The sequence below is a fragment of the Tardiphaga sp. P9-11 genome (genome assembly GCF_008329525.1).
In the GTDB taxonomy this organism is placed as follows: domain Bacteria; phylum Pseudomonadota; class Alphaproteobacteria; order Rhizobiales; family Xanthobacteraceae; genus Tardiphaga.
Window position 1 is genome coordinate 1 of record NZ_NPKQ01000013.1, and the last position, 18,766, is coordinate 18,766.

19 protein-coding genes are annotated in these 18,766 nt (G+C 56.4%); 6 read left to right on the forward strand and 13 right to left on the reverse strand.

The features are described from left to right. Positions 1–520: 520 nt before the first annotated feature. From CIW50_RS29795 to CIW50_RS26570, 3 genes are all read right to left on the reverse strand, one after another. Entirely contained in the window at positions 521–652 is a 132-nt protein-coding gene (locus tag CIW50_RS29795; RefSeq protein WP_283808866.1) for a hypothetical protein, read from the reverse strand. A 4-nt stretch (positions 653–656) separates the two neighbouring features. After that, complete coding sequence (locus CIW50_RS26565) at positions 657–1,010, reverse strand: hypothetical protein (protein WP_149534165.1); 354 nt, start codon at positions 1,008–1,010, stop codon at positions 657–659. A gap of 431 nt (positions 1,011–1,441) precedes the next feature. Then, the gene (locus tag CIW50_RS26570; protein WP_149534166.1) at positions 1,442–2,239 is read right to left on the reverse strand and encodes a hypothetical protein; all 798 of its coding nucleotides are present in this window, start codon (positions 2,237–2,239) and stop codon (positions 1,442–1,444) included. Positions 2,240–2,291: 52 nt separating this feature from the next. On the opposite strand from CIW50_RS26570, the gene CIW50_RS26575 reads away from it, so the two are divergent. The 3 genes from CIW50_RS26575 (at position 2,292) to CIW50_RS26585 (ending at position 7,018) form a co-directional block, all read left to right on the forward strand. Continuing rightward, complete coding sequence (locus CIW50_RS26575; protein WP_149534167.1) at positions 2,292–2,579, forward strand: hypothetical protein; 288 nt, start codon at positions 2,292–2,294, stop codon at positions 2,577–2,579. Between the two features lie 266 nt (positions 2,580–2,845). After that, on the forward strand, positions 2,846–4,141 hold the full coding sequence (locus CIW50_RS26580; protein WP_149534168.1) for an NACHT domain-containing protein: 1,296 nt from the start codon (positions 2,846–2,848) through the stop codon (positions 4,139–4,141). A 27-nt stretch (positions 4,142–4,168) separates the two neighbouring features. Then, positions 4,169–7,018: a hypothetical protein gene (locus CIW50_RS26585; protein ID WP_149534169.1), complete on the forward strand. Its 2,850-nt coding sequence runs from the start codon at positions 4,169–4,171 to the stop codon at positions 7,016–7,018. A gap of 55 nt (positions 7,019–7,073) precedes the next feature. Here CIW50_RS26585 and CIW50_RS26590 read toward each other — a convergent pair whose 3' ends face one another. From CIW50_RS26590 to CIW50_RS26600, 3 genes are all read right to left on the reverse strand, one after another. Next, positions 7,074–7,406: a helix-turn-helix domain-containing transcriptional regulator gene (locus CIW50_RS26590; protein ID WP_149534170.1), complete on the reverse strand. Its 333-nt coding sequence runs from the start codon at positions 7,404–7,406 to the stop codon at positions 7,074–7,076. Positions 7,407–7,459: 53 nt separating this feature from the next. Further along, on the reverse strand, positions 7,460–7,780 hold the full coding sequence (locus CIW50_RS26595) for a type II toxin-antitoxin system RelE/ParE family toxin (RefSeq protein ID WP_149534171.1): 321 nt from the start codon (positions 7,778–7,780) through the stop codon (positions 7,460–7,462). A 111-nt stretch (positions 7,781–7,891) separates the two neighbouring features. Then, positions 7,892–8,344, reverse strand: a complete 453-nt coding sequence (locus tag CIW50_RS26600) for a MarR family winged helix-turn-helix transcriptional regulator (RefSeq protein WP_246664475.1) — start codon at positions 8,342–8,344, stop codon at positions 7,892–7,894. A 92-nt stretch (positions 8,345–8,436) separates the two neighbouring features. Here CIW50_RS26600 and CIW50_RS26605 point away from each other — a divergent pair, with 92 nt between their 5' ends. Together CIW50_RS26605 and CIW50_RS26610 are read left to right on the forward strand one after the other, a co-directional pair. Then, positions 8,437–9,336, forward strand: coding sequence for an SDR family NAD(P)-dependent oxidoreductase (locus CIW50_RS26605; protein WP_197738403.1), 900 nt, complete (start codon positions 8,437–8,439; stop codon positions 9,334–9,336). 364 nt (positions 9,337–9,700) lie between these two features. Continuing rightward, a complete protein-coding gene (locus CIW50_RS26610) occupies positions 9,701–10,459 on the forward strand; it encodes a hypothetical protein (RefSeq protein WP_149534172.1) in 759 nt (252 codons plus the stop codon). A gap of 334 nt (positions 10,460–10,793) precedes the next feature. On the opposite strand, the gene CIW50_RS26615 is transcribed toward CIW50_RS26610, so the two are convergent. The 4 genes from CIW50_RS26615 to CIW50_RS26630 all read right to left on the reverse strand — a co-directional run bounded on the left by CIW50_RS26615 (position 10,794) and on the right by CIW50_RS26630 (position 14,936). Continuing rightward, positions 10,794–11,408: a DUF4238 domain-containing protein gene (locus CIW50_RS26615; protein WP_149534173.1), complete on the reverse strand. Its 615-nt coding sequence runs from the start codon at positions 11,406–11,408 to the stop codon at positions 10,794–10,796. A gap of 97 nt (positions 11,409–11,505) precedes the next feature. Then, positions 11,506–11,757, reverse strand: coding sequence for a DUF4238 domain-containing protein (locus tag CIW50_RS26620; RefSeq protein WP_149534174.1), 252 nt, complete (start codon positions 11,755–11,757; stop codon positions 11,506–11,508). Between the two features lie 30 nt (positions 11,758–11,787). Beyond that, complete coding sequence (locus CIW50_RS26625) at positions 11,788–13,236, reverse strand: hypothetical protein (protein ID WP_149534175.1); 1,449 nt, start codon at positions 13,234–13,236, stop codon at positions 11,788–11,790. Further along, positions 13,233–14,936 (reverse strand): VPA1262 family N-terminal domain-containing protein, encoded by a 1,704-nt coding sequence (locus CIW50_RS26630; protein WP_149534176.1) that lies wholly within the window; start codon positions 14,934–14,936, stop codon positions 13,233–13,235. The genes CIW50_RS26625 and CIW50_RS26630 overlap by 4 nt, the downstream gene beginning before the upstream one ends. A 450-nt stretch (positions 14,937–15,386) precedes the next feature. Between CIW50_RS26630 and CIW50_RS26635 the strand changes: the two genes are divergently transcribed. Next, entirely contained in the window at positions 15,387–15,716 is a 330-nt protein-coding gene (locus tag CIW50_RS26635; protein ID WP_149534177.1) for a hypothetical protein, read from the forward strand. Here the strand turns inward: CIW50_RS26635 and mobQ are convergent. The 3 genes from mobQ to CIW50_RS26650 form a co-directional block, all read right to left on the reverse strand. Beyond that, on the reverse strand, positions 15,685–16,839 hold the full coding sequence (mobQ, locus tag CIW50_RS26640) for a MobQ family relaxase (RefSeq protein ID WP_149534178.1): 1,155 nt from the start codon (positions 16,837–16,839) through the stop codon (positions 15,685–15,687). The two genes, CIW50_RS26635 and mobQ, sit on opposite strands and share 32 nt — an antisense overlap. Before the next feature lie 381 nt (positions 16,840–17,220). Then, positions 17,221–18,060: a hypothetical protein gene (locus CIW50_RS26645; protein ID WP_149534179.1), complete on the reverse strand. Its 840-nt coding sequence runs from the start codon at positions 18,058–18,060 to the stop codon at positions 17,221–17,223. Positions 18,061–18,148: 88 nt separating this feature from the next. After that, on the reverse strand, positions 18,149–18,766 hold the full coding sequence (locus tag CIW50_RS26650; protein ID WP_149534180.1) for a hypothetical protein: 618 nt from the start codon (positions 18,764–18,766) through the stop codon (positions 18,149–18,151).

An 18,766-nucleotide genomic window follows, 5' to 3' on the forward strand; every position in this document is an offset into this window, starting at 1 on the left:
TCCACGATCAGCATCTCCGACCACCTGCTCTGTTACGAAGCAGGCAGCGCAACAGGCCAATGGTAGGGGGTCAATTTTGGACGCCGATCCCCCGGCTTACGGGGTCAATATTGCAGGCCGAATGACAGATTTGCTCCGCGACAGCCTCGACCCCGCGCCTCTGGTCATCACCACGTACATCAACGTGCATCCTGCGCAGACCCGTTGGAGCGGCTCTTCTTGTCGCTGTCGGCTGCTCCGATCCCACCCTAGCTGCTCAGTCGGCTGAAACTCCTTCCGGCAAGACAGGTGGGTCAAGCGGCTTCGTCTTCGACGCGAAATCAATCAGGCATTCAGCAAAACCCGCGCTGCTTATCCGCATTGGCGAGAAGCTTTCAAGACAGGCGCTCAAACGTCGCTTTGCGGGCACCGATGTCTATTACGCCAAGGGCGAGGGGTGCCTTACCTGCGCGGTCATCTCCGGGTCAGACGGACTATTCGACGTCGACTTCGACCAGGATGGCCAGACCGTCACCCGTCTTCAATCCATCGACAATCGCATCCGCGACGCCAATGGCAACGCGATCGGGTTATCACTCAAGAACGCCCTGGGTGCCGATACCGCGACCTGCGACGCCGGCGAGAGCACGACATGCGCATCCACCGCGATCAAGGGGCTATCCTACATCGTCACCGAAGGTAACCATTGCCCGATCACCGTTCAAGAAAGACAACCCACCGGAATCCCCGCCTGCGCCCGCATCGCTGGCTTCCAGCTCCTCTCTGCGGCGTCCACCTCTGAGGCACCGGGCGTCTACAACTACATCTGCAAATACCAAGGACAAGCTTGGCCGCTCAAGATCAATGCCGCGAAGAACATCCTGGAGTGGCGAAATATTGTCTATCGCATCAAGGAAGCGGAGGGCTGCGCCAAGTATGGTTGGCGCGCTGAGATGGATGGCATCGCGTTCAATTTCTGCACGGCAACTCAAGGCTACGCGGACTTCCAGCACAATGGCAATACGGTCCAATGCAATCTGCAGCGGCGCAAATTAAATATGCCATCGAGCGAAAAATAACCGGCTCGCTCTGTTGCCGCAAACTTTACGAAGTTTCCATCGAAGCCCGGACAGATTTATCTCTCGGAGGCATCGATGAAGCGAAGCATAAACAGCCCGTCTACCTGGACCGGGAAAGATCTAGCAGGCGAATGGCAGGTCACCCTCAAAATCGACGGTGTTCGCGCAATTTGGCATGAAGAGCTCGGCTGGCAGAGTCGTGCGAACAAGCCGCTCTACAACATTCCACCCTGGCAACCAGGACAGGCCCGCGACTGCGAACTCTACGTCCATTCCTTCCGCGACACCATCATCGCCAGCCGCACGCGTCTCCCGCACAGTAACACTCCGTCTATTCGTCAGCAGCATTTGTATGGGCTCGATCGACTAGACCCTCGACTCCACTACGCCCACGTGGTCATCATCGAGGCGAGGACGGGCACCGGGCAGGCGAACACAAGTCGCCGGTCGCGCAACCAGGTGCTTTGTAATGCCACGACCCAGTAGCGCATTGGTGGGTCGAAATTAAATCCGAAGATGGGACCACCGCTCATGCCCTTCACACTGCTAAGCGACAAATTCCCGCTAATTTGCCCCACAAAACGCGGATGCCTGGTCGCTACGACCCCATCAGGCAGCGTTTTCAACTGCTTAACCGCTAACATCGTAGCTGAGACTCGTCCCTCTCCAGCAGCATCTACACGATCGGACGTGTATTCCACTGGCAGGCCAAGCATTAGATGCGCGTCGAACTCAATCGTATGCTGATGACTCCAATTTTTCTCTTCTAACGCCACCAAACCGTTAGCCGCCAGCAAGCGAACGTAATATGGCCTCAACGCCACAACGCCAAAATCCAAGCCTTCTTCATCATCATCGATGAAGAACATGGGCGCATTCTTCAGATCAAAAGGAATTGGCAGATTGCTAATACGCCCCGCCCCAAAATTATCGCTCAGGACAGCATTGAGGATTTCGACCTCGTTACTCTTTAGTGCGTCGTGCAGCTCACTAAGGATGTGACCAGCGGTCAGAAAGAAGATCGCGCCCTCTATCGAGATGAGAGTGCCAGCATAGGCCCTGAAACTGGGGGCCTCGTTGGGCTTGTCACTCTCACGGAACGTGACGCACAGGGCGACCAAATGACGGCCGAAAAACTGAAGGAATTCAGATTCTCGTCTTTGCTCATCGGGTGTTTTCATGGCGAATCATATTAGCATCTGTCAGCAATGCTGTATCCACTAGAGACTGACCATGTCTTGGGCTCTAACGAGCATTCAAAATGGCATTCCATTCGTCGCAGCAGCCTGCGGATTGATATCCGCCGGATATTGGTATCTCGCGAGCCGCGTCGAGATCGCGCCACTTTGGCAAAAGCTCGGCACTCCTGAACCCGTGGTTCAGGAGTTGAGAGAAAGCGGTTGGATACACGGAATTATCGAAGCCGGAACGGAGTCCGCGCGCCTCAACAAGATTGCTGCAATTTGGACAGCAGTTGCAGTATTTCTCGGCTCCGTTTCGGCATTTTTGCCGAAACCGTAGCGCGGCAGATGCCTCCTATCGTCTCGCGAATCATCGCAGCCTGTTAGAAATCCAACGACAATTGTGCGAGACTCCTTTCTATGAGGGACAACTTTAGCCAGCAGACGAAGGAGATTATCGCCAAACAGGCTGGGTATCTTTGCTCCAATCCTGATTGCCGCGCACCGACTGTAGGTGCGGCGTTCGGAACCGACGGAATCCAAATTGTAGGTGTCGCATCACATATCGCGGCAGCATCGGTAGGTGGGCCCCGTTACGACGCTTCGATGACCCCCACAGAAAGGCGCCATCATAGTAACGGCATCTGGCTCTGTCAGACGCATAGCAAGCTGGTTGATGGTGACGATAAGACGTTCCCGGTGGACTTGCTGCGAAAATGGAAGCAAGACGCGAAAGAACAGTCCTTCGAAGCCCTGCTCAAGCCCAATGCCCCTCGGGCAGTTCGCATCCAAGGCGTTGACGCAGCCATTGAAAAACTGGTCGGCGCACTTGGTCTTCCAGCACAGGATGATTTGGAGAGCGTTGCCGGGCAACTGCACGCCAGTGCCGACACGGATCTCGCGGCCTTCATGCGCATGGCGGGCTGGCCACAGCACCCCATAGCATTGAACTTAAAACTGATTGAGGATGGAAAACAACGGCCGTTCCAGGCGTCTGGGCTCGCAGCAGCGATTAATAGTTTTAATGAGCTTGCCGTTATTTCCCCTCCTGGAACAGGTAAGACGACAACGCTCCTCCAGGTAACGCAGGCGATTCAATCCACGACCGATTCCGTCGCCGTATTCGTGCCCTTGGGCGAATGGTCGTCGCGTTCGGAATCTCTGCTGGGAACGATCGTGAGACGTGCGGCCTTCACGCAGGTTCGCGAACAGCACCTCATGTTGCTTGCTTACCACGGTCGCTTGGTTCTGGCGCTGGACGGGTGGAATGAGCTCGACACCACCGCGCGGAAGAGAGCGACGAGCGAGATTCGCCAACTTCAAAGGGAGTTTCCGCAACTCGGGATTATCATCAGCACCCGGCGTCGGGCGCTCGATATCCCGATTGGCGGCCCTATCGTCGAAATCGACCTCCTTTCACTTGACCAACAAATCGAGATCGCGCGGGCTTTGCGGGGCGCGCCGGGTGAGGCAATGATCGAAGAGGCCCGGCGGATAGCCGGAGTTCGCGAACTCATTGCAATCCCCCTTTATCTGACTGCCCTGCTCTCGCGGGCGCCCGGCGGGGCCATGCCGACCACCAAGGAGGAGGTGCTAAGGCTTTTTGCCATTCAACACGAGGAGTCTCCGGAGAAGGCCACTACACTGCGGGAAAGCCTTTTCGACTGCCAGCGCGCCTTTCTTACCGCGATTGCATCGGATGCGACCCGCTCGGCGAATACCGCTCTAACCGAAATCCGGGCCAAATCCGTTGTTAAGGCGATCGAGGACGAGTTGTCAGCAGCGGGCCATTTCACGGTCGCTCCGCAACCAACAGCTGTTCTGGATCTCCTGGTTGATCACCATACTTTGGTGCGCTCAAATGACGTCCTGTCCTTTCAGCACCAGCAGTTTCAGGAATGATATGCCTCGTTCGAGGTCGAGCGAACGATGCGAGCCGCCGCAACGGGCGATGCAGCTGCGTTAAGAACGCTTCGCGTTGAGATGTTGAACCGACCGGCTTGGGAAGAAGCCATTCTTTTTGCATGCGAGCGCCTGTCCCGACAGGACACCGCAGGAAACTCAACGATCGCCGCCGCCGTCATGGTGGCGCTCAAAATCGACCCTATTCTTGCGGCTGATATGATCTTCCGATCGTCTCCAGACGTTTGGGAGGCGGTTAAGGGCCGCATTGTCGCCTTCGCAAACCGTTGGCATAAGCCGGGCCAAGTCGATCGAGCTGTGAGATTCATGCTCACAACGGGCAGACCAGAATTCTCCGAAATTATCTGGCCCCTCATGCTCAATAAGGACGTCCATGCCCATCCTGGAGTGGTCCGGGCTGCTCGACGCTTCCGCCCGACAGTGCTTGGCGCTGAAATTACAAAGCGCATGGCTGCCGCGCCTGAGGTCGTACGTAAGAGCGTGATTTCCGAGATCGCCAGTCGGAGCGGTCTCGATGGCATTGATTTGGCCACACAGTTGGCCAAGGAGGACAATAGCGCAGACGTAAAATTCGAGGTCGTCCAGTCGCTAATCTTCCGTGGCGCAGATCGACATGCCCTTGAAGTACTGCAAACGGCGCCGCCAGAAGTCTGGTCGGAGCTGGCGAGAAAAGGCTACGCGCAGGAAGTTACCGAACCCACCGCAGCCGCGCGAATCGAGCAGGAGCGGCAACGACTCATCGCAGGCGAGCCCGATCCGTTGGTCCGCTTGGGTCTGATTTTGGAAGCACAGCCCCCCTCCCCTTCAGACATCGATCAGATTTCTAAGATTATAGCGGCGCCGGACTTTCCATTAAAATCCGACGGCGCCCTTTATAGTATCCGCCGACTCGCTGAAAGTTTTCCGGTGGACATCGCGAACGCCTTTAAAGCGCGGCTGTCCGCTGGTCTCGAATTGCCGTTCCACGCCGAGGAACTGCTGGCTGAGCTGGCCCCGGTCGACGACGGACCTATTGCGGCATTGGCCAAAAATTTGGATGGCTCGGACGTGATTGGAAACATCGCGGCCACCCTTGTTGGCCCCGAGACTGTAGGTGAACTGATAGACGCTGTACTCGACGCTAATTCGTGCGTCGACCGGGCGAGTCCCGATTTTCAGTCGATGATAGAACAGCGGAATAAAATCGAAACACGCGTTGCTTCATCACGCGCCCGGTCGTTCATTGAAGCCCTGCTAAACCGCAATATCACAACCGAGCCTGTGGAAATTAGCCTGCTGGCAGATCTGATGATGCGGCACGGAAGACGTGGATCTTCCGGCGACCTCATCGGCATCGACGGGGATAAAGAGGAAAGGATCGTCGCGCTTCTTCGACAATGGGGAAAGACGCTTGTGGAATCTAGGCTCTCCACGCGTTCTCAGATGGCATACGTCGCCGCAGCCATGGGCCGCACGGGTCTGCCGTGTTTAGCGGTCGACCTGAAGCGCCTTCTTCAAGAAGACCAGCGACGCCTGCGAGAGGGGTCTGACCCAAGTACATGTTGGACAACCTGGTATAGGACCGTCTTTCAGAAAATTGGTGGTGACGAGGCGGCGCGCATTCTCAAGGAACGTCTTGAGGATATCTCGTTCGGATTCGACGCCGCCTGCGCATTGATGGAGATATGGAAAAAAGCCAACGGCATTCCGGAACCTCAACCCCTGTGGAGGTCATGGCCTGACTTCTCAACCGTAAAGGCACGGCGGGTCGAACGAAAATTCCCTTCCGATGTCGAAACGCCCTTCGCTACAGCGATCTTCACTGCGGTCGAGCATCTGGTCGCCACTGAAAAATCCAAGGAGGAGCATGAGCTGGCAATCAAACTGACCCGGATTGCGTTGAGCATGCCCCATACAGAGCGAACATCGCTTGTTCAGAAGGTTTTGGAACTGCCAGAACCCATCAGAACGAAGCGTGAGCTTCTAGCCGCACTGGTGTTGGATGGAGAAACCATCGCGGCGGATCTTGTCCTAGAGGGGATCAAGACTTGGCTTGATGACGCGGCGGTGAATACCTGGCGATATGAACAGGGTATTTGGGAATTGGTTGGCTGGCTTGAACTGATGCCTTTCAGCGATCGGCCAGCAGAGCTCGTTGGCATCATTGAGACGGTCAGTAAGGTGCTTCCGTACACACATGAGCTGGAGCGCGTGGTCACCGCGTTGGTAAATTCGCCAGCGGTCGGAATAGAAGACGTCATCCTGCAATTGATCCGGAGATTTCCAAAGTTCGCAAATCATCATACGTGGGCGCAGGCCGTTCTCAGTCAGGGGAGCGCATCCTTTTTGCTGGACCTAGTGGAAGACGGCAGTCTGAATGGCCCCGGTCAAACTGACAGTTGGTGGTTGTCCGAACAAATAGCTGAACGATGCCGACTGAATCCGGACTTCAAGGCCGTAGTCGTCCAACGTTATCCGTTGTCGAGCCCGGGCAAGAGCCGTGAACTTATCGAGCTCGCCGCCTCGAAAATCGGAGACCCGACACTATTCATGGACATGGTCAGGAATTATGCGTCGAGTGGCAGACCCTTTGATGGCATTTTGGATATGGCCATTCGAGAAATGGGACTCACCAAGGAACCGACCGACGGCTGGAAGGGCGCTTATGATGTCCACCCCGTGCCACTGACAACCGTTCGAAAGGAGCTCTTCTCCATGCTGCTCGCCTCCCCACAAGAGGCCAACCTGGCAGAAGCTTGCCTTGTACAAATCGATCGGCTTCGTGACGACTACGGACAGGCAGAATTTGAACCGCGTCATCCGGACGTGGAAACAGATCGCGCTTGGCCGACTGCCGCCGAAGAGCCAACAGTCTAGTCACGTCGGAAGCTTTATAACGTTGGGACCAGCTCCATCTCATTGCGGTTTATTGTTACGCTGCCCGTTTCCTACTGCCGCTGGCGACCGCAAGATGAACGCCGGACACCCGCTGGAGCTTGCCGATAACGGCAAACAGGTTGTTCGCACGCGGATTTCCCTTGGGCCCAAACATGCGCATCAAGCTCTTTGAGGGCGTGCCGGTCGCTTTCGCCAGCTTCTCAAACCCAACGGTTGCATTGATGTAGTCACGGAGAACCGCTTTACCGACTTCGACCTCGCCAGCAATGAGCTGCTCCACGGCTTCAGTCAAAAGCGCTTCACGGAACGTTACATCACGCTCAGCGCGAGCCTTTACGGTCTCCTTGAAGTCTCGGGTTAGTGCCATTGGTTCTCTCCTGTTCGCTATTCGGGCTTTTGCCACAGGCCTGCGTTGCCCTCTCAACCTTTTTTGCGCTTCTTGTAGTCGGCCCATCGCTTCTGCGCTGTTACGATGTCCTTCTGCTGGCGGCTCTTCGTGCCTCCCGCCAACAAAATCACGAGACGGTCGCCATCCTTACCGAAGTAGACCCTATAACCTGGCCCGAAATCGATCCGGAATTCCTGGACCCCTGCCCCGACTCCCTTCACGTTGGAAAGGTTGCCAAGCTCTATGCGAGTCAGCGCAACCGTAACCTTGGCGGCGGCCTGGGCATTGAGATGCTCAAACCAGTCCCGGTACGGACTGTCTCCAGCTGCATCGAGGTATTCAAGGATCTGCACCCGTAGATAGTAACATATACGTTACCATACAAGCAAGCGGCATTTCATCCCTGACAGGGCGTCACCATCTTGTTCAAATTCAAACACTTAATCAGAGGAGGTGCGTGAACCTCACGTCGGGGATACGTCGGTGAGCTTGCGGAGCAGGTCTGTACACAGAGCCAGATCTTCCTCACTCCAAGATGCGATCCGCTCCTGAAATATTGCCCCTTTGGCCCGCATCGCGACATAGATCCGTCGGCGCCCCTCAGCGGTGAGTGACAGGACGACACCTCGCCCATCGGAAGGATCGGTTGAGGTCTTAACCAGCTTCAGGCGCACCAGCTCACGGGTCAGGCGACTCGCCGCGCTGCGGTCCATGGCAACGGCCTGCGCCACCGCGCTCGGCTTGGCCGGGCCAAACGTGTTGAGCCAGAGTGCGATATGGAAGGCGGCGGGCTGCAGTTCAGGATGAAATGTCGCCGCTGCCTGTGCGGTCAAAGCTCGGGCCTGACTCACCAGCGCGTTCAGCGCCCCGCCCAACGCAAGAATGCGCTGTTCGCGATGCGCACCACTTCCCTGCACCTTACCCAATCCCAATCCCTTTATTGCCGCCTGACTTATTGGCATTATAATTGACATAAGTCCACTATCTATCTAATGGATAAATCTCCATTATGAAAGACGTACTCATGCCGCAGCCTGTTCCGACCATCGTGATTACCGGAGCCACCAGCGGCATTGGTCAACGCGCGGCGCTTGCGCTGGCCCGCGAGGGCGCCCGCCTCGTCCTCACCGCGCGGAATCAAGCCAAGGCCGAGGCTACGCTGAAGATGATCGAGGCCGCCGCGCCGGGCACGCGGGTTGACGTCTACTATGGCGATTTCACCAGCCTCGCCTCGGTCGCGGCACTCGGACGCGAGATCATCGCGCACCACCCACGTATTGATGTGCTGATCAATAATGTCGGGATTCACGCCTTCACCCAGCGTATCACCGCTGATGGATATGCCGAGATGGTCGCGGTCAACTATCTGGCGCCGTGGCTCTTCACCAACATCCTGCGCGAAACCATGGTCCGCTCAGCGCCATCCCGCATCGTCACGGTCGCATCGGAAGCCTCGCGGCAGGGCGCCGGATTTGATCCGCTTGCTGCGCTCATAAACAAACGCCCCTTCACTGCACGGGGTTCTTCAGCGGTCTACGGCCAGACCAAATTGATGGATATCATGTTCTCGCAAGAGCTTTCACGGCATCTGAAAGGCACCGGCGTAGCGGTGAACTGCCTCTGTCCCGGGTTCAACGTGACAGGACTCGGACGCGAGCTGTGGTTTGCTGCCCCCCTCCAGCGGTTTCTGGCCTGGTTAAAAATCGGAAATCCCGAGCGCGGCGCTGGCATCATCGTGCGCCTGGCCACTGATCCCGCATTCGCGGAAGTGACCGGCGGCTATTTTTCCGTCAAGGACGCACGTCCGCTCACACCCGTGGCACCCGGCAACAATGAAAAAGCCCAGCAGGCGCTATGGAATGCAACAGTCAAACGGTTGAGTAACTTCAAACTTAGCCATATAGCTTAGTGGCTTGACACAGCGGCTTCTCAGCAAGCGCGCGTAGCATTGCTTCCGCGCCAAGCGACTGGCCGAAGCTATCGGTCGTAAGGGGGCTTTCCGGCCGCACTGCGGTTTAAGCCACGCCTAGCCTCTTGCTCCGCGAAAGCTTGCGGAGCCCCGTCGAAGCGGATTATCACATGGGATGTCTTGGTATAAGTAATCGCTCGACGGGGCGGCCTGGCTTATGTTCACACTCCGCAGTAATTGTCTTACGCGAGCGATTGGATCAGATATGGTCGGCTTGGCCGGTTTCGGGAAAATCGATAACGTTCCCCGCTACAAGCCACCACTTATTTTTATTATGAATTCCCGAGAAGATTGAGCTCACGGAATGAAAGAAATTCTAATCGCGATCTTGGGAGTAGCTTCCGCGATCTTCGGAGCAAAATGGTTCAATCCCGATTTCGATCACTTTCCTTACTTTTGGAAAAACAGCGACATCATAATTTCTAGCGATTTAGTATATGTACATTTCGATTTTTTCGCCGACCAGAAGAAGGACCAAGCCGTCGAAACCACCGCCAAAGGCGTACCGGTCTTTGACAAAGTGACGTATGTCGAGAATGTCGATATGCATCGCACGAGCGCCACATACACCATCCGACTTTCCAGCAGCGGCATTGAGCCTGAAATAAAAGCGATCGCACCAAAAGTTCGACCCACGTTAAAGCGTGCGCCAGGCGAAGACAAAACCGCGATCGAGTATACGGTGGAAGCTGAACTGGACCTTGATCAGAACAAAGAATATGCGCTGACCGGCGTGTCACCAAGCCCGCGCATGATTTATGTGTTTAGGAACGGTTTCCAAGGCAGGAACTCCCTGGGTGGCAAGGATGTGAAATACCCGACCGACAAGCTGACCTTAGTCTACAACTTTACTTCCATTCGATGGTCAGACTATGCCGAAACCCCTACGCCCTCGGCCTGCCTCAAACGCGCGAATGAGAACGATCCACGCCCCGTCGATGTTGAATGGCAGAATGGGATTGCTATCGTTGAAGCCGTCAAATTAAAAGCAGGTGACAAAGTTCGGGTCTACTGGACGTGGCGCGGCCAGAGCCCGCCTGTTTCCTGCATTGACGCCCTATGAACCGATTGCAAAGCGCAGGTAGCTTCAAGATAACCTACGACAGCAACCAGCCGTGAAAGCGTAACGACTACATAGCCCCCTGTTGTCGGTTGGACACGGGCCACGCGGCCGTAACGCCGCTTAAGCGATGCCAAGCCCCTTGCCGCGCCAGCACAGCCGGGTCAAGGCCGCGAAGCGCCCGCAGGGCTCGGCCTTGATGCCGTTGGGGTGGAGTGGCCCTTGCGTGAGGGATTGTCACCGGCAGGCGAAGACGCTCGTATGAAGTCGAGCGGCTTCGGGCAAAGCCTAAAGCCCGACTGCAGGTCACGCCATGCGCGAGTACTGACGACTGCTGTCAGGCGCCACCGCTGAATGACTGCTGGACAATCATCTGGCTCGCAATATTCAGGAAGCCCGTGCCGCTTGGCACGCGCGCGGTCACCGACTCGATGCGGTACGCGCGGTTCTTCTCGATAAACCTCGGAATCCAGTCGAGCTGGTCGCGATAGAACACACCGTCCTCCGCACTCCTGACCGGAAGCCGATTGATCGTCATGGCTTCTGTTCGCCCAATGCGCCGGTCGCGGAACGTAAATCGACGGAAAGAGAGATCTGGAGCCATCCCCCTCAGTCGCTCATCGGGCATGATGCGAACAGCCAGGTCGGGAGCCAGGGGAACTATCCAGTTGACCTGGCCGGTGTTGCCATGGGTCTCCAGCGCCACCGGATAATCGCTCGTAAAAAACGGGCTATCTGTTACCTGATTGCGCAGAACTTCCCACTGGGAGTTACCGAACACCGACACCCGCGCTATGATTGTCGAGATGCCAAGCGCCTGCGGATACTTCCCGTCGATGTCGACAACGAGCGTACCGTCAGCCAGCAACTCGGTCAGCAGCTTGTTTCCAAGAATATCAGGTGACCGTGGAATCTGGCCACTTCTCTCCAGCAGGGCGGCCTCGGATTCCACCACCGCCCGTAACGGGCCCGCGTGTATCCTCATCGCCGCAGGCGCGCAACACGTCACATAAGCCACAAACCCGGCGACAACATATACAGCCTCATGCTCAAACTCCCCTGCCCTTAACTGCGCCAAGGGAGACATTGTACTTGGGCTCGATCTCTTTCAAAAACTCCTCGATTGCGCGCTCGTCCTGCAAGTAAGCGTTCCTATTCCCCTCATCGATCCGGCAAATATCCTGAGAGCGCGGCGTAAACGCCTTCAGGTCGGACTTACGCACGGCATAAAGCCGCTCCCCTAATACAGGAGAGTAGAAATTCCGCAGGTGTAGCTGCGATACATAATGGTCAAGCGCCATGCCCTAAAAACGTCCAGTGGACGAACAAAATCATGCCATGCGATATTTCAACTTGAGATAATCGGTCTGCGTATCGGTGGGGAGATACATTCCGGCTTTGCACAACCAGTCCTCGTTACTGTTTGCCAGAACATACTCGGCGTGTGCGAAAGGCTGCAACCATGACAGAGAGCGATTCCAGTCCGCGACCATATCTGATGACGAGAGGTACCAGTTCTGATGTAGGGTAAGGGCCTTCGACACGATGTCTATGCGCACCTGCATCGCTGCATTCGGCCCAAGGCATTCAATGGCATACCCGACGATTGCGTAATCAAGAATCGACGCGCGTATTCCCAGCAGATGAGGCTGGGGGTCGAGTCGTCCAAAGTCCCATGTAAACCAGCGATCATAGGCCAGCTTCCACATCGCCTCACGTTGACTGCGGCTTGCACACGCTTGAAATGCACGCAAGCAAGTTGCCACATTCTCCCTGCCAGTGTCATCCAACGCCACATCATGCAATTGGACCGCAGCTATATATGCCTCAATCGCTGGTAACGGGACGCCCGCAAGCGCCGTACCAAGAGCTTCTTGAAGCCGAGGATACCGGACAGGATACCGATTAAAAATATCCATGAGCGTGCGCCAACGATCAGGGTCAGCGGACATTTTCGTTATCAATACGTCCAACCCAAGGACGGAAGGCGTTGGGTGGCCGCGTCCATAAACAGCGCTTCTGAGGGCAGCAAACTCGAAGTAAGGGCTAGAACACGCAACTGCCAGCGCGAGACAGGCCTCCTCATCACCGACAGCGCCTACAAACGAGACCGCAAGAAGAGCCTCATCAATTCCCGAGAGAACAACCAGCAGCTCATTTGGCCCGCATCGCGAAAGAATGCGCGTAGCCTGCGCTTGGAGAAGCGACGCAGAAACAAAGTCGCCGGAACGATCCAGACATTCGTTGATCTCCTTCCAATCCTTGGACGTATTAGCAGCTGCAAAACGTTCAACGGCGGCCTTTGTGGAGATCGGAGACTGGGTACGTAGCGGAGCATCGATGGTTACTCTGCAGGCTCGCAACATGGCCTGCAGTATTGCGACGAGTTGCTGGTTCGCCGCGAAGGGATTTGACAAAAGTCCCCACAACTCGTGGCCGATATCGCTCATGGTGCCAGCTACAAAAACCGCCGCAAGTGTCCGCTGCTGCGGATCGTTGACGGGATTCCATCCAGTAAGTTGTTCAACCATCCAGCGAAAAAGAGCGCTCCACCTTTCCATATCAGCCGGACTGGGGCGCACACCTGCGACACGGGCCAATTGAATAAAGCCATACTCACGACTAAACGCGTCACATAGCGCGTGACATTGATCCCAGTTGGTCAGCAGTTCCATCGGACGATCGATGGCTGCAAGAGCTGACAACACGCTAGCGGGGCCGCAAGCCGGGCCCGGATTACGCGCGCTAACCAGAACATCCGCCAGAACAGGATGCGTCATGGCGTTTTCCAGATGAGATGTTCGGGCTTTGCCAATTCATCCCATAGGTCGAGGAAGGCATCCATGATGCGACGCCCATCATCGACACGTTGCAGGATGTGGTGTGAGCGCCCGATCTGGTTGACGGAGATGCCGAGCGACCATGCAAGCGCACTGCCGTCTTCCTGTGGAAAGATAAGGAATCGGTCGTGAAACGGCCAACCGTCCTGGCCTGCCTTCATTCGATATTCAAAGCGAAGCCCAATGTTATTGGATTCCGCAGCCGTGAGTTCTTGCTGTTGAAGTTCAGCGAAGCTTGGTGGGGTCGGAGGCCGCAGATAGGGGATTGTAGCGCGAAGGACCGCAAGGGCATGGACCAGGAGCGATGTGAAAGTCGGCTTCGTGCGAACAGACTGGTGCGGGGGCTCGTTTGCGGCCGTCAAAGCACGCAAATCCGCACCACTGTGGATGCAATAAAACAGCGTCTTTAAAACGTCGTGCGCGGAAAGATATGGGTCCCACAACCAAGCGCCATATCGGCCGTGGCGGTTGATCAATCGGCGTATGTCATCCAGGGCTGATTCATGCATCTGGGAGGACGGTGCATCGCCCGGAGTATACTGCTTGAACAAGCTCTGTTCGACCAGGCGGTCATTCTCCTCGCGGTAGATCCGCGCACGCGCCCAATCAAAGGCACGTTGATCGGTGAGCGGGCCAACCGTAGAATTCATCGCACTCGAAACGCCAATCTGTACGCTCTGGTATTTTCCCTTACCATCCCTGACCTTAAAGGCCCGGGGCTCCGCATTACCCCCAAGGGCATGAATGCCAAAGTTGATCTGCCTTATGAATCCTGTGCGACCCTGGGCCGCGAGAAGGACGCCTTCCTGGTCGTCCCAGAGATAATTCTCCATCTGTCCATCACCTGCCGCCGTTGGCAAAGTCGCTTGAGGCGCAGCAATCGCTTGCGATGCATATCCATCGATGGCGTTATCGAACTCCGTCGCACTCACTGCCCTCAATGGACGCGGCGTCGCACTCGGGTGCCAAGCGAGGGTGATATGTGTGTCTCCCGACGCCCGTAACTGGGAAAATCGCGCCAAGACGACGGTCACAGGTATCTGAACAACGATATTGCCTAGCTTATCGGACATGCTGCCGATGCGTATTGGCACCCGCTCCATGACTTTGGCAGAGAGGTCTAACAACAACCGAGGTGTATCGAAAAAGGGACGGAAGCTGTGCTTCGTCTGGTCGATCAACTCAAATACATGCGCTCCGTTGTCGAAGTTGTTTTTAAGCAGCCTGTTCCAGGGGACCTCGAATGAACTGTCCGGTGCCACGAATACAGGTGTACCGGATGCCATCTCTCCAAGATCAAAGGTGCCGCTTGAGGATCGCCAAATGCCATCAAGGATATCGTTGAGGCAGGGCAGTATGGCTGCAATCGGCCGTACCGTGCGACGAATCCCAAAGAAGGAATCTCTAAAGTGAGGCAGGCGTATGCGTTCGCCAAGCCAAACCGGTTTCTCACTAACTCCGGCACTATGTTCTTCCGCCACCAGGAGAGTGAAGACGTTGGTCGTCTTACGCGTTGTGTTAGAAAATTCGAATATCTCGGTTATTTCAAAGTGCGTGTGAAACCCCACCACGCCCGGCACCGCAATTTTTGTAATCCGCGCTATCGCTCTCGCAAACGATAACTCGCGCTCTTTTGCCAACTCTTCCTTCGTAGGTCGTAGCGCTCGGGTCATCTTGTTCGACAATCGGTTTCGGTGAAAGTGACAGCGGGGGCCTCAAAACTAGAGGCTCCATGGCGATGATCACAGGTTTTTCGACTTAGCGCATCACTTCTGGCTAAAGCTTATAGCTTTCTCCCCAGTCTACGAGAGCAAGCCCACACCAATGTCGTGGCAAAAGCGCTACGCCACTGCCACGCATTTCACCAAGGTAGCTGTTGTGTACCATTAGTCGAGCTAGCATGGGGTCATGTCGCGCCCCCTCGCCCGCTTGCTGCTCGCATCATTGCTGATGGCAGTCGCGGCGTCAGGCACCAATGCCTTGCCCGTGATATCGTCTACTACCCCAGCCGCACGGCCTGCAAAGCAATCCGAGTGCAAGCCAGGCACTGAGCAGGTCAACCCGCGAACCGGCCGGAAGCAACTCTGCCGGTGAGAACCCTCGCCTTCCTCCTCGCTGCGTTCATGGCCCTGGCCATCCAGACGCATGCCCAGGACTGGTCAGATTTCGCGACCGTCAGCATGACCAACCCGAGCACACCGAAACTTACAGCCAACCGCCTCTGCTATACCGACGGGCGCGACCTCCTGTGCGACGGCGCCGCAGGCCTGCTGGTTACCAGCGGCACCATCGCCATCACCGGTATCCTCCGCCATCCGGTGCTGGCATCGAAGGTCAACTATCGCTCGTGGCGCAACTGGCGCTGGCGCGGCAAATACGACACTTGGCCTATTCCGGCATCCAGACACGCGACCGTGTGATGCCCCGCGTCCGCGAACCTAGCCTGTTGGCCCAGACGGTGCGCCGGACCAATTGACTCTCGCGCAGCCTCAGCAGCGCGAAGAAAAGAAGGTCAAGCTCGCTGAGCCAATAGGCGATCTCCGCCAGGCGCTTTTGCGCGTGCGCACGCGACGCCGCTCGCTGCTGTGCTGCCTCGGCTTTCGGCGTCTGCACCGCCTTCGCATAATAAACCTGCCGCTGGCGCAACCGCGCCATCTGCTTCTCCGCCTTGGCGGCAACCACCGCATACGTGCGCGCATTGCGCGCAAGCCGTTGCATGGTCCACTGGGCGCGGCTGCCGCGATCAAACTCGGGATATCGCACCTCGCGGCGCTCTACGGGAAACTTGGGCTCCCGCTTCCTTGGAGGACCCGCCTTTCGCGCAACGCTCTTCGGCGGTCGCTCCTTCCACGCCTTCCTCGCCTTCGGGCCGACGTGGATTTCAGGAACGCGCGACAACAGCACGGCCTCTCTCGCGTTTCCCTGTGACGCGGCGTCCTGCCGCCGCGCGGTGAAACTGCGATGGTCCACCCGGTCCCGATGACCGCCGCTCTCCAATGCGCGGTTCTGGTGCGCAGCCCATGCACTACGCCACGCAATCAGCATGGCGTCACTATTCCATTCGCGGGTCTTGACCCGCCGCAGGCCCCCTGCCCCGGCCTGCCGCAAGGTCAGCAGCACATGCGCATGGTGGTTGCGCGGATCGTCGCCCTTTTCCACCACGGGTGCATGGATGGCGATATCCGCCACCATGCCCAGCCCGACAAACTGCTCGCGGACAAAGGCGCGAACGAGCGCCAACCGCTCCTCGTCACTCAGCTCATGCGGCAAGGCCATGTTGATTTCGCGGGCAAGCTGGGCGTCGCGGCGCACCTCCATCGCTTCCACCCGATTCCATAATGTCTCGCGGTCCAGCAACCAGGACGCGCACCCTTCCGGTGCGACGATCTCGGCATGTACCACGCCGCGCCGCTTGCTGTAGTCCGCCACGGTGGTGTGGCGCTCATCTTTCAATCGCTCACCGGCCCGGTAAGCCGCCATCGCCACCACCGACCGGCCTTCTGACCGTTTCACCGGCTGTGCTGAAAGATGATATGAAGCCATTCCCCTCCCAAACCTTGTCGCGGGAACGACGCGCTACGGCCATTAGACACATCCCTGTGTCGGCCGTGCACCTATGTCGCGCAGCGATGTATAAGTGCGCCATTCCCTTCCCTTAGCATTCCTCAATCCGCTTTTGACGGCAATTGAGCAACAGGGGTTCGGGGAATATTTGCGCCACCAAAAGAATCAGGTAGGCGCATCAACTGCTCCGACGTGAACCCCAGCAAAGCGCTCCACAGTTCTTGCACATCGCCGGGAAACGCCGTCGCCAGCTCGGCCTGCAGATGCAAAAGCCTCGCGTCCAAGACTCGGGACTTTTCAAAGTAATTAGACAGATCGTTAGCCTCTCTGATCGTTCTGGTGACGCACTACGCAATCGTCTTATGGCTTCGGGTGCTTTGCTAGCCTATCGAGTACATCAATTGCCTTTTCGAATGGCTTGTAACGCTGCTCGATTTCTAGATCCAAATGCTTTGTCATGGCTTCTTCGGCCTTTTGCCTAGCGATCGGCTGGCATTTGGCGTCATTTGGCCAGCAGGGCCACACCGGACCGAAATCCCCTTTGTACGTGAAGCCATACTCAGCCATCTCGCCATGGCCTGGATACTTTATCGTAGGGCCCGAGTAGTACCCCTTTATGAGGGTTAGTCTCCGTGACGCAGCTTCGGTCAAGTCGACTTTAAATTCTAAGGCCTGTCGTCGGATGTTCGCAGACTCGTCCCTGATCTTCTCTTTCATATAGGTTTGGTAGATCACCATCTTGAGCAATTCGGCGGATGCTAACAAGTCGGCCGTTACGTCGCCGTAGGATTTGAAACCAACGATGAGTTCGTTCACCTGTAGGTCCGCATCGTCCAAGCGATGCACGCCCCCGCTTGCTTTATACTCTAGCATAGTCTCGACGACGGCCTGGTAGCGTCGGCTCAAGAGTTGGACGTCATACTCACTTAGCGCTTCGCGCATGACCTTTTGGAATAGCTCGTAGAGTTGTTGTGGGGTGATCCCTCCCGATCCGCTTGGGCCCGCAAATAGTGAGTCCAAGGCGGACTTTGCCAACCAAGATAGCACCGCGCCTGCCAATACCTCGACGACCCATGCCACTGTCAGGAATGCAAACACTTCCATCGGACGCATGTCGCCTTCTGAAGGCAGAAATTCCTTAGGGCGGTCAGCGACAGCTACGGGTAAATAAATGACAGGTCCGGACGGATTCAAAGGCATGCCTCTTCTCCAGAAATATCTGAATGAATAGAGTCTTCGGTAAGTCTAAAATTCAAAGCAAACGGTCGCTCTCGAAGACCGAATTCAGTTATCTTGTTTGGTTCCGTATTCCATTGAGTTGCGTGCCCAGATTATTCAGGATGACACGCTCCAATGCGCGGTTCGCTTTGGAGAAATCTGGCCGATAGGCAATTCGAGAGTCGAAGGACGTTCCTGCGCGCTTGCCGCTGGCGAAGCCAAAGCTCAATTTGTCATTATTCACTCGCGAGAGTGAAGCCATATTACCCGGTCCAACGAAATGAGTGAGTGTCCAGGTTGGTCCAGCTGAGTTGATACTTTTGGTCAGAGTAAAATTGACGATACCGCTAAACTCGCCGCCCGTCACGGACACGTCAGTTGTTTTAATCATGTCCGGCGTATCAAGCGCAGCTTCCACAATGCGCCTTAAACCGAGATTGCCAGCCAAGTTGGTGTCCGTTTCAGGACAGATGCCCAAGTCTCTATCTTTCTGCCACCAACGGAACAGCTCACGCATGGAATAGGTGAGATTGACGTTGAAGGTATCTTCCCTTGATTGGCTGAGGTTGGCCCCGACGTTGAAGGCGAAGTTGGGATAAGGCAAGTTGAACGACGGCGCCAAACCTCCGGTGTCGTTCACGTCCAGTGTCAAAAGCATCGCAACTTCATAGTCAAGGGTGAGCAACAT

Coding starts and splice junctions, on each gene's coding strand:
- CIW50_RS26590 (WP_149534170.1), bottom strand. CDS start 7,406: ATGGCACTAACCCGAGACTTCAAGGAGACCGTAAAGGCTCGCGCTGAG.
- CIW50_RS26620 (WP_149534174.1), bottom strand. CDS start 11,757: ATGGCGCTTGACCATTATGTATCGCAGCTACACCTGCGGAATTTCTAC.
- CIW50_RS26645 (WP_149534179.1), bottom strand. CDS start 18,060: ATGCCTTTGAATCCGTCCGGACCTGTCATTTATTTACCCGTAGCTGTC.
- CIW50_RS26585 (WP_149534169.1), top strand. CDS start 4,169: ATGCGAGCCGCCGCAACGGGCGATGCAGCTGCGTTAAGAACGCTTCGC.
- CIW50_RS26610 (WP_149534172.1), top strand. CDS start 9,701: ATGAAAGAAATTCTAATCGCGATCTTGGGAGTAGCTTCCGCGATCTTC.
- CIW50_RS26625 (WP_149534175.1), bottom strand. CDS start 13,236: ATGACGCATCCTGTTCTGGCGGATGTTCTGGTTAGCGCGCGTAATCCG.
- CIW50_RS26605 (WP_197738403.1), top strand. CDS start 8,437: ATGAAAGACGTACTCATGCCGCAGCCTGTTCCGACCATCGTGATTACC.
- CIW50_RS26580 (WP_149534168.1), top strand. CDS start 2,846: ATGACCCCCACAGAAAGGCGCCATCATAGTAACGGCATCTGGCTCTGT.
- mobQ (WP_149534178.1), bottom strand. CDS start 16,839: ATGGCTTCATATCATCTTTCAGCACAGCCGGTGAAACGGTCAGAAGGC.
- CIW50_RS26570 (WP_149534166.1), bottom strand. CDS start 2,239: ATGAAAACACCCGATGAGCAAAGACGAGAATCTGAATTCCTTCAGTTT.
- CIW50_RS26650 (WP_149534180.1), bottom strand. CDS start 18,766: ATGTTGCTCACCCTTGACTATGAAGTTGCGATGCTTTTGACACTGGAC.
- CIW50_RS26575 (WP_149534167.1), top strand. CDS start 2,292: ATGTCTTGGGCTCTAACGAGCATTCAAAATGGCATTCCATTCGTCGCA.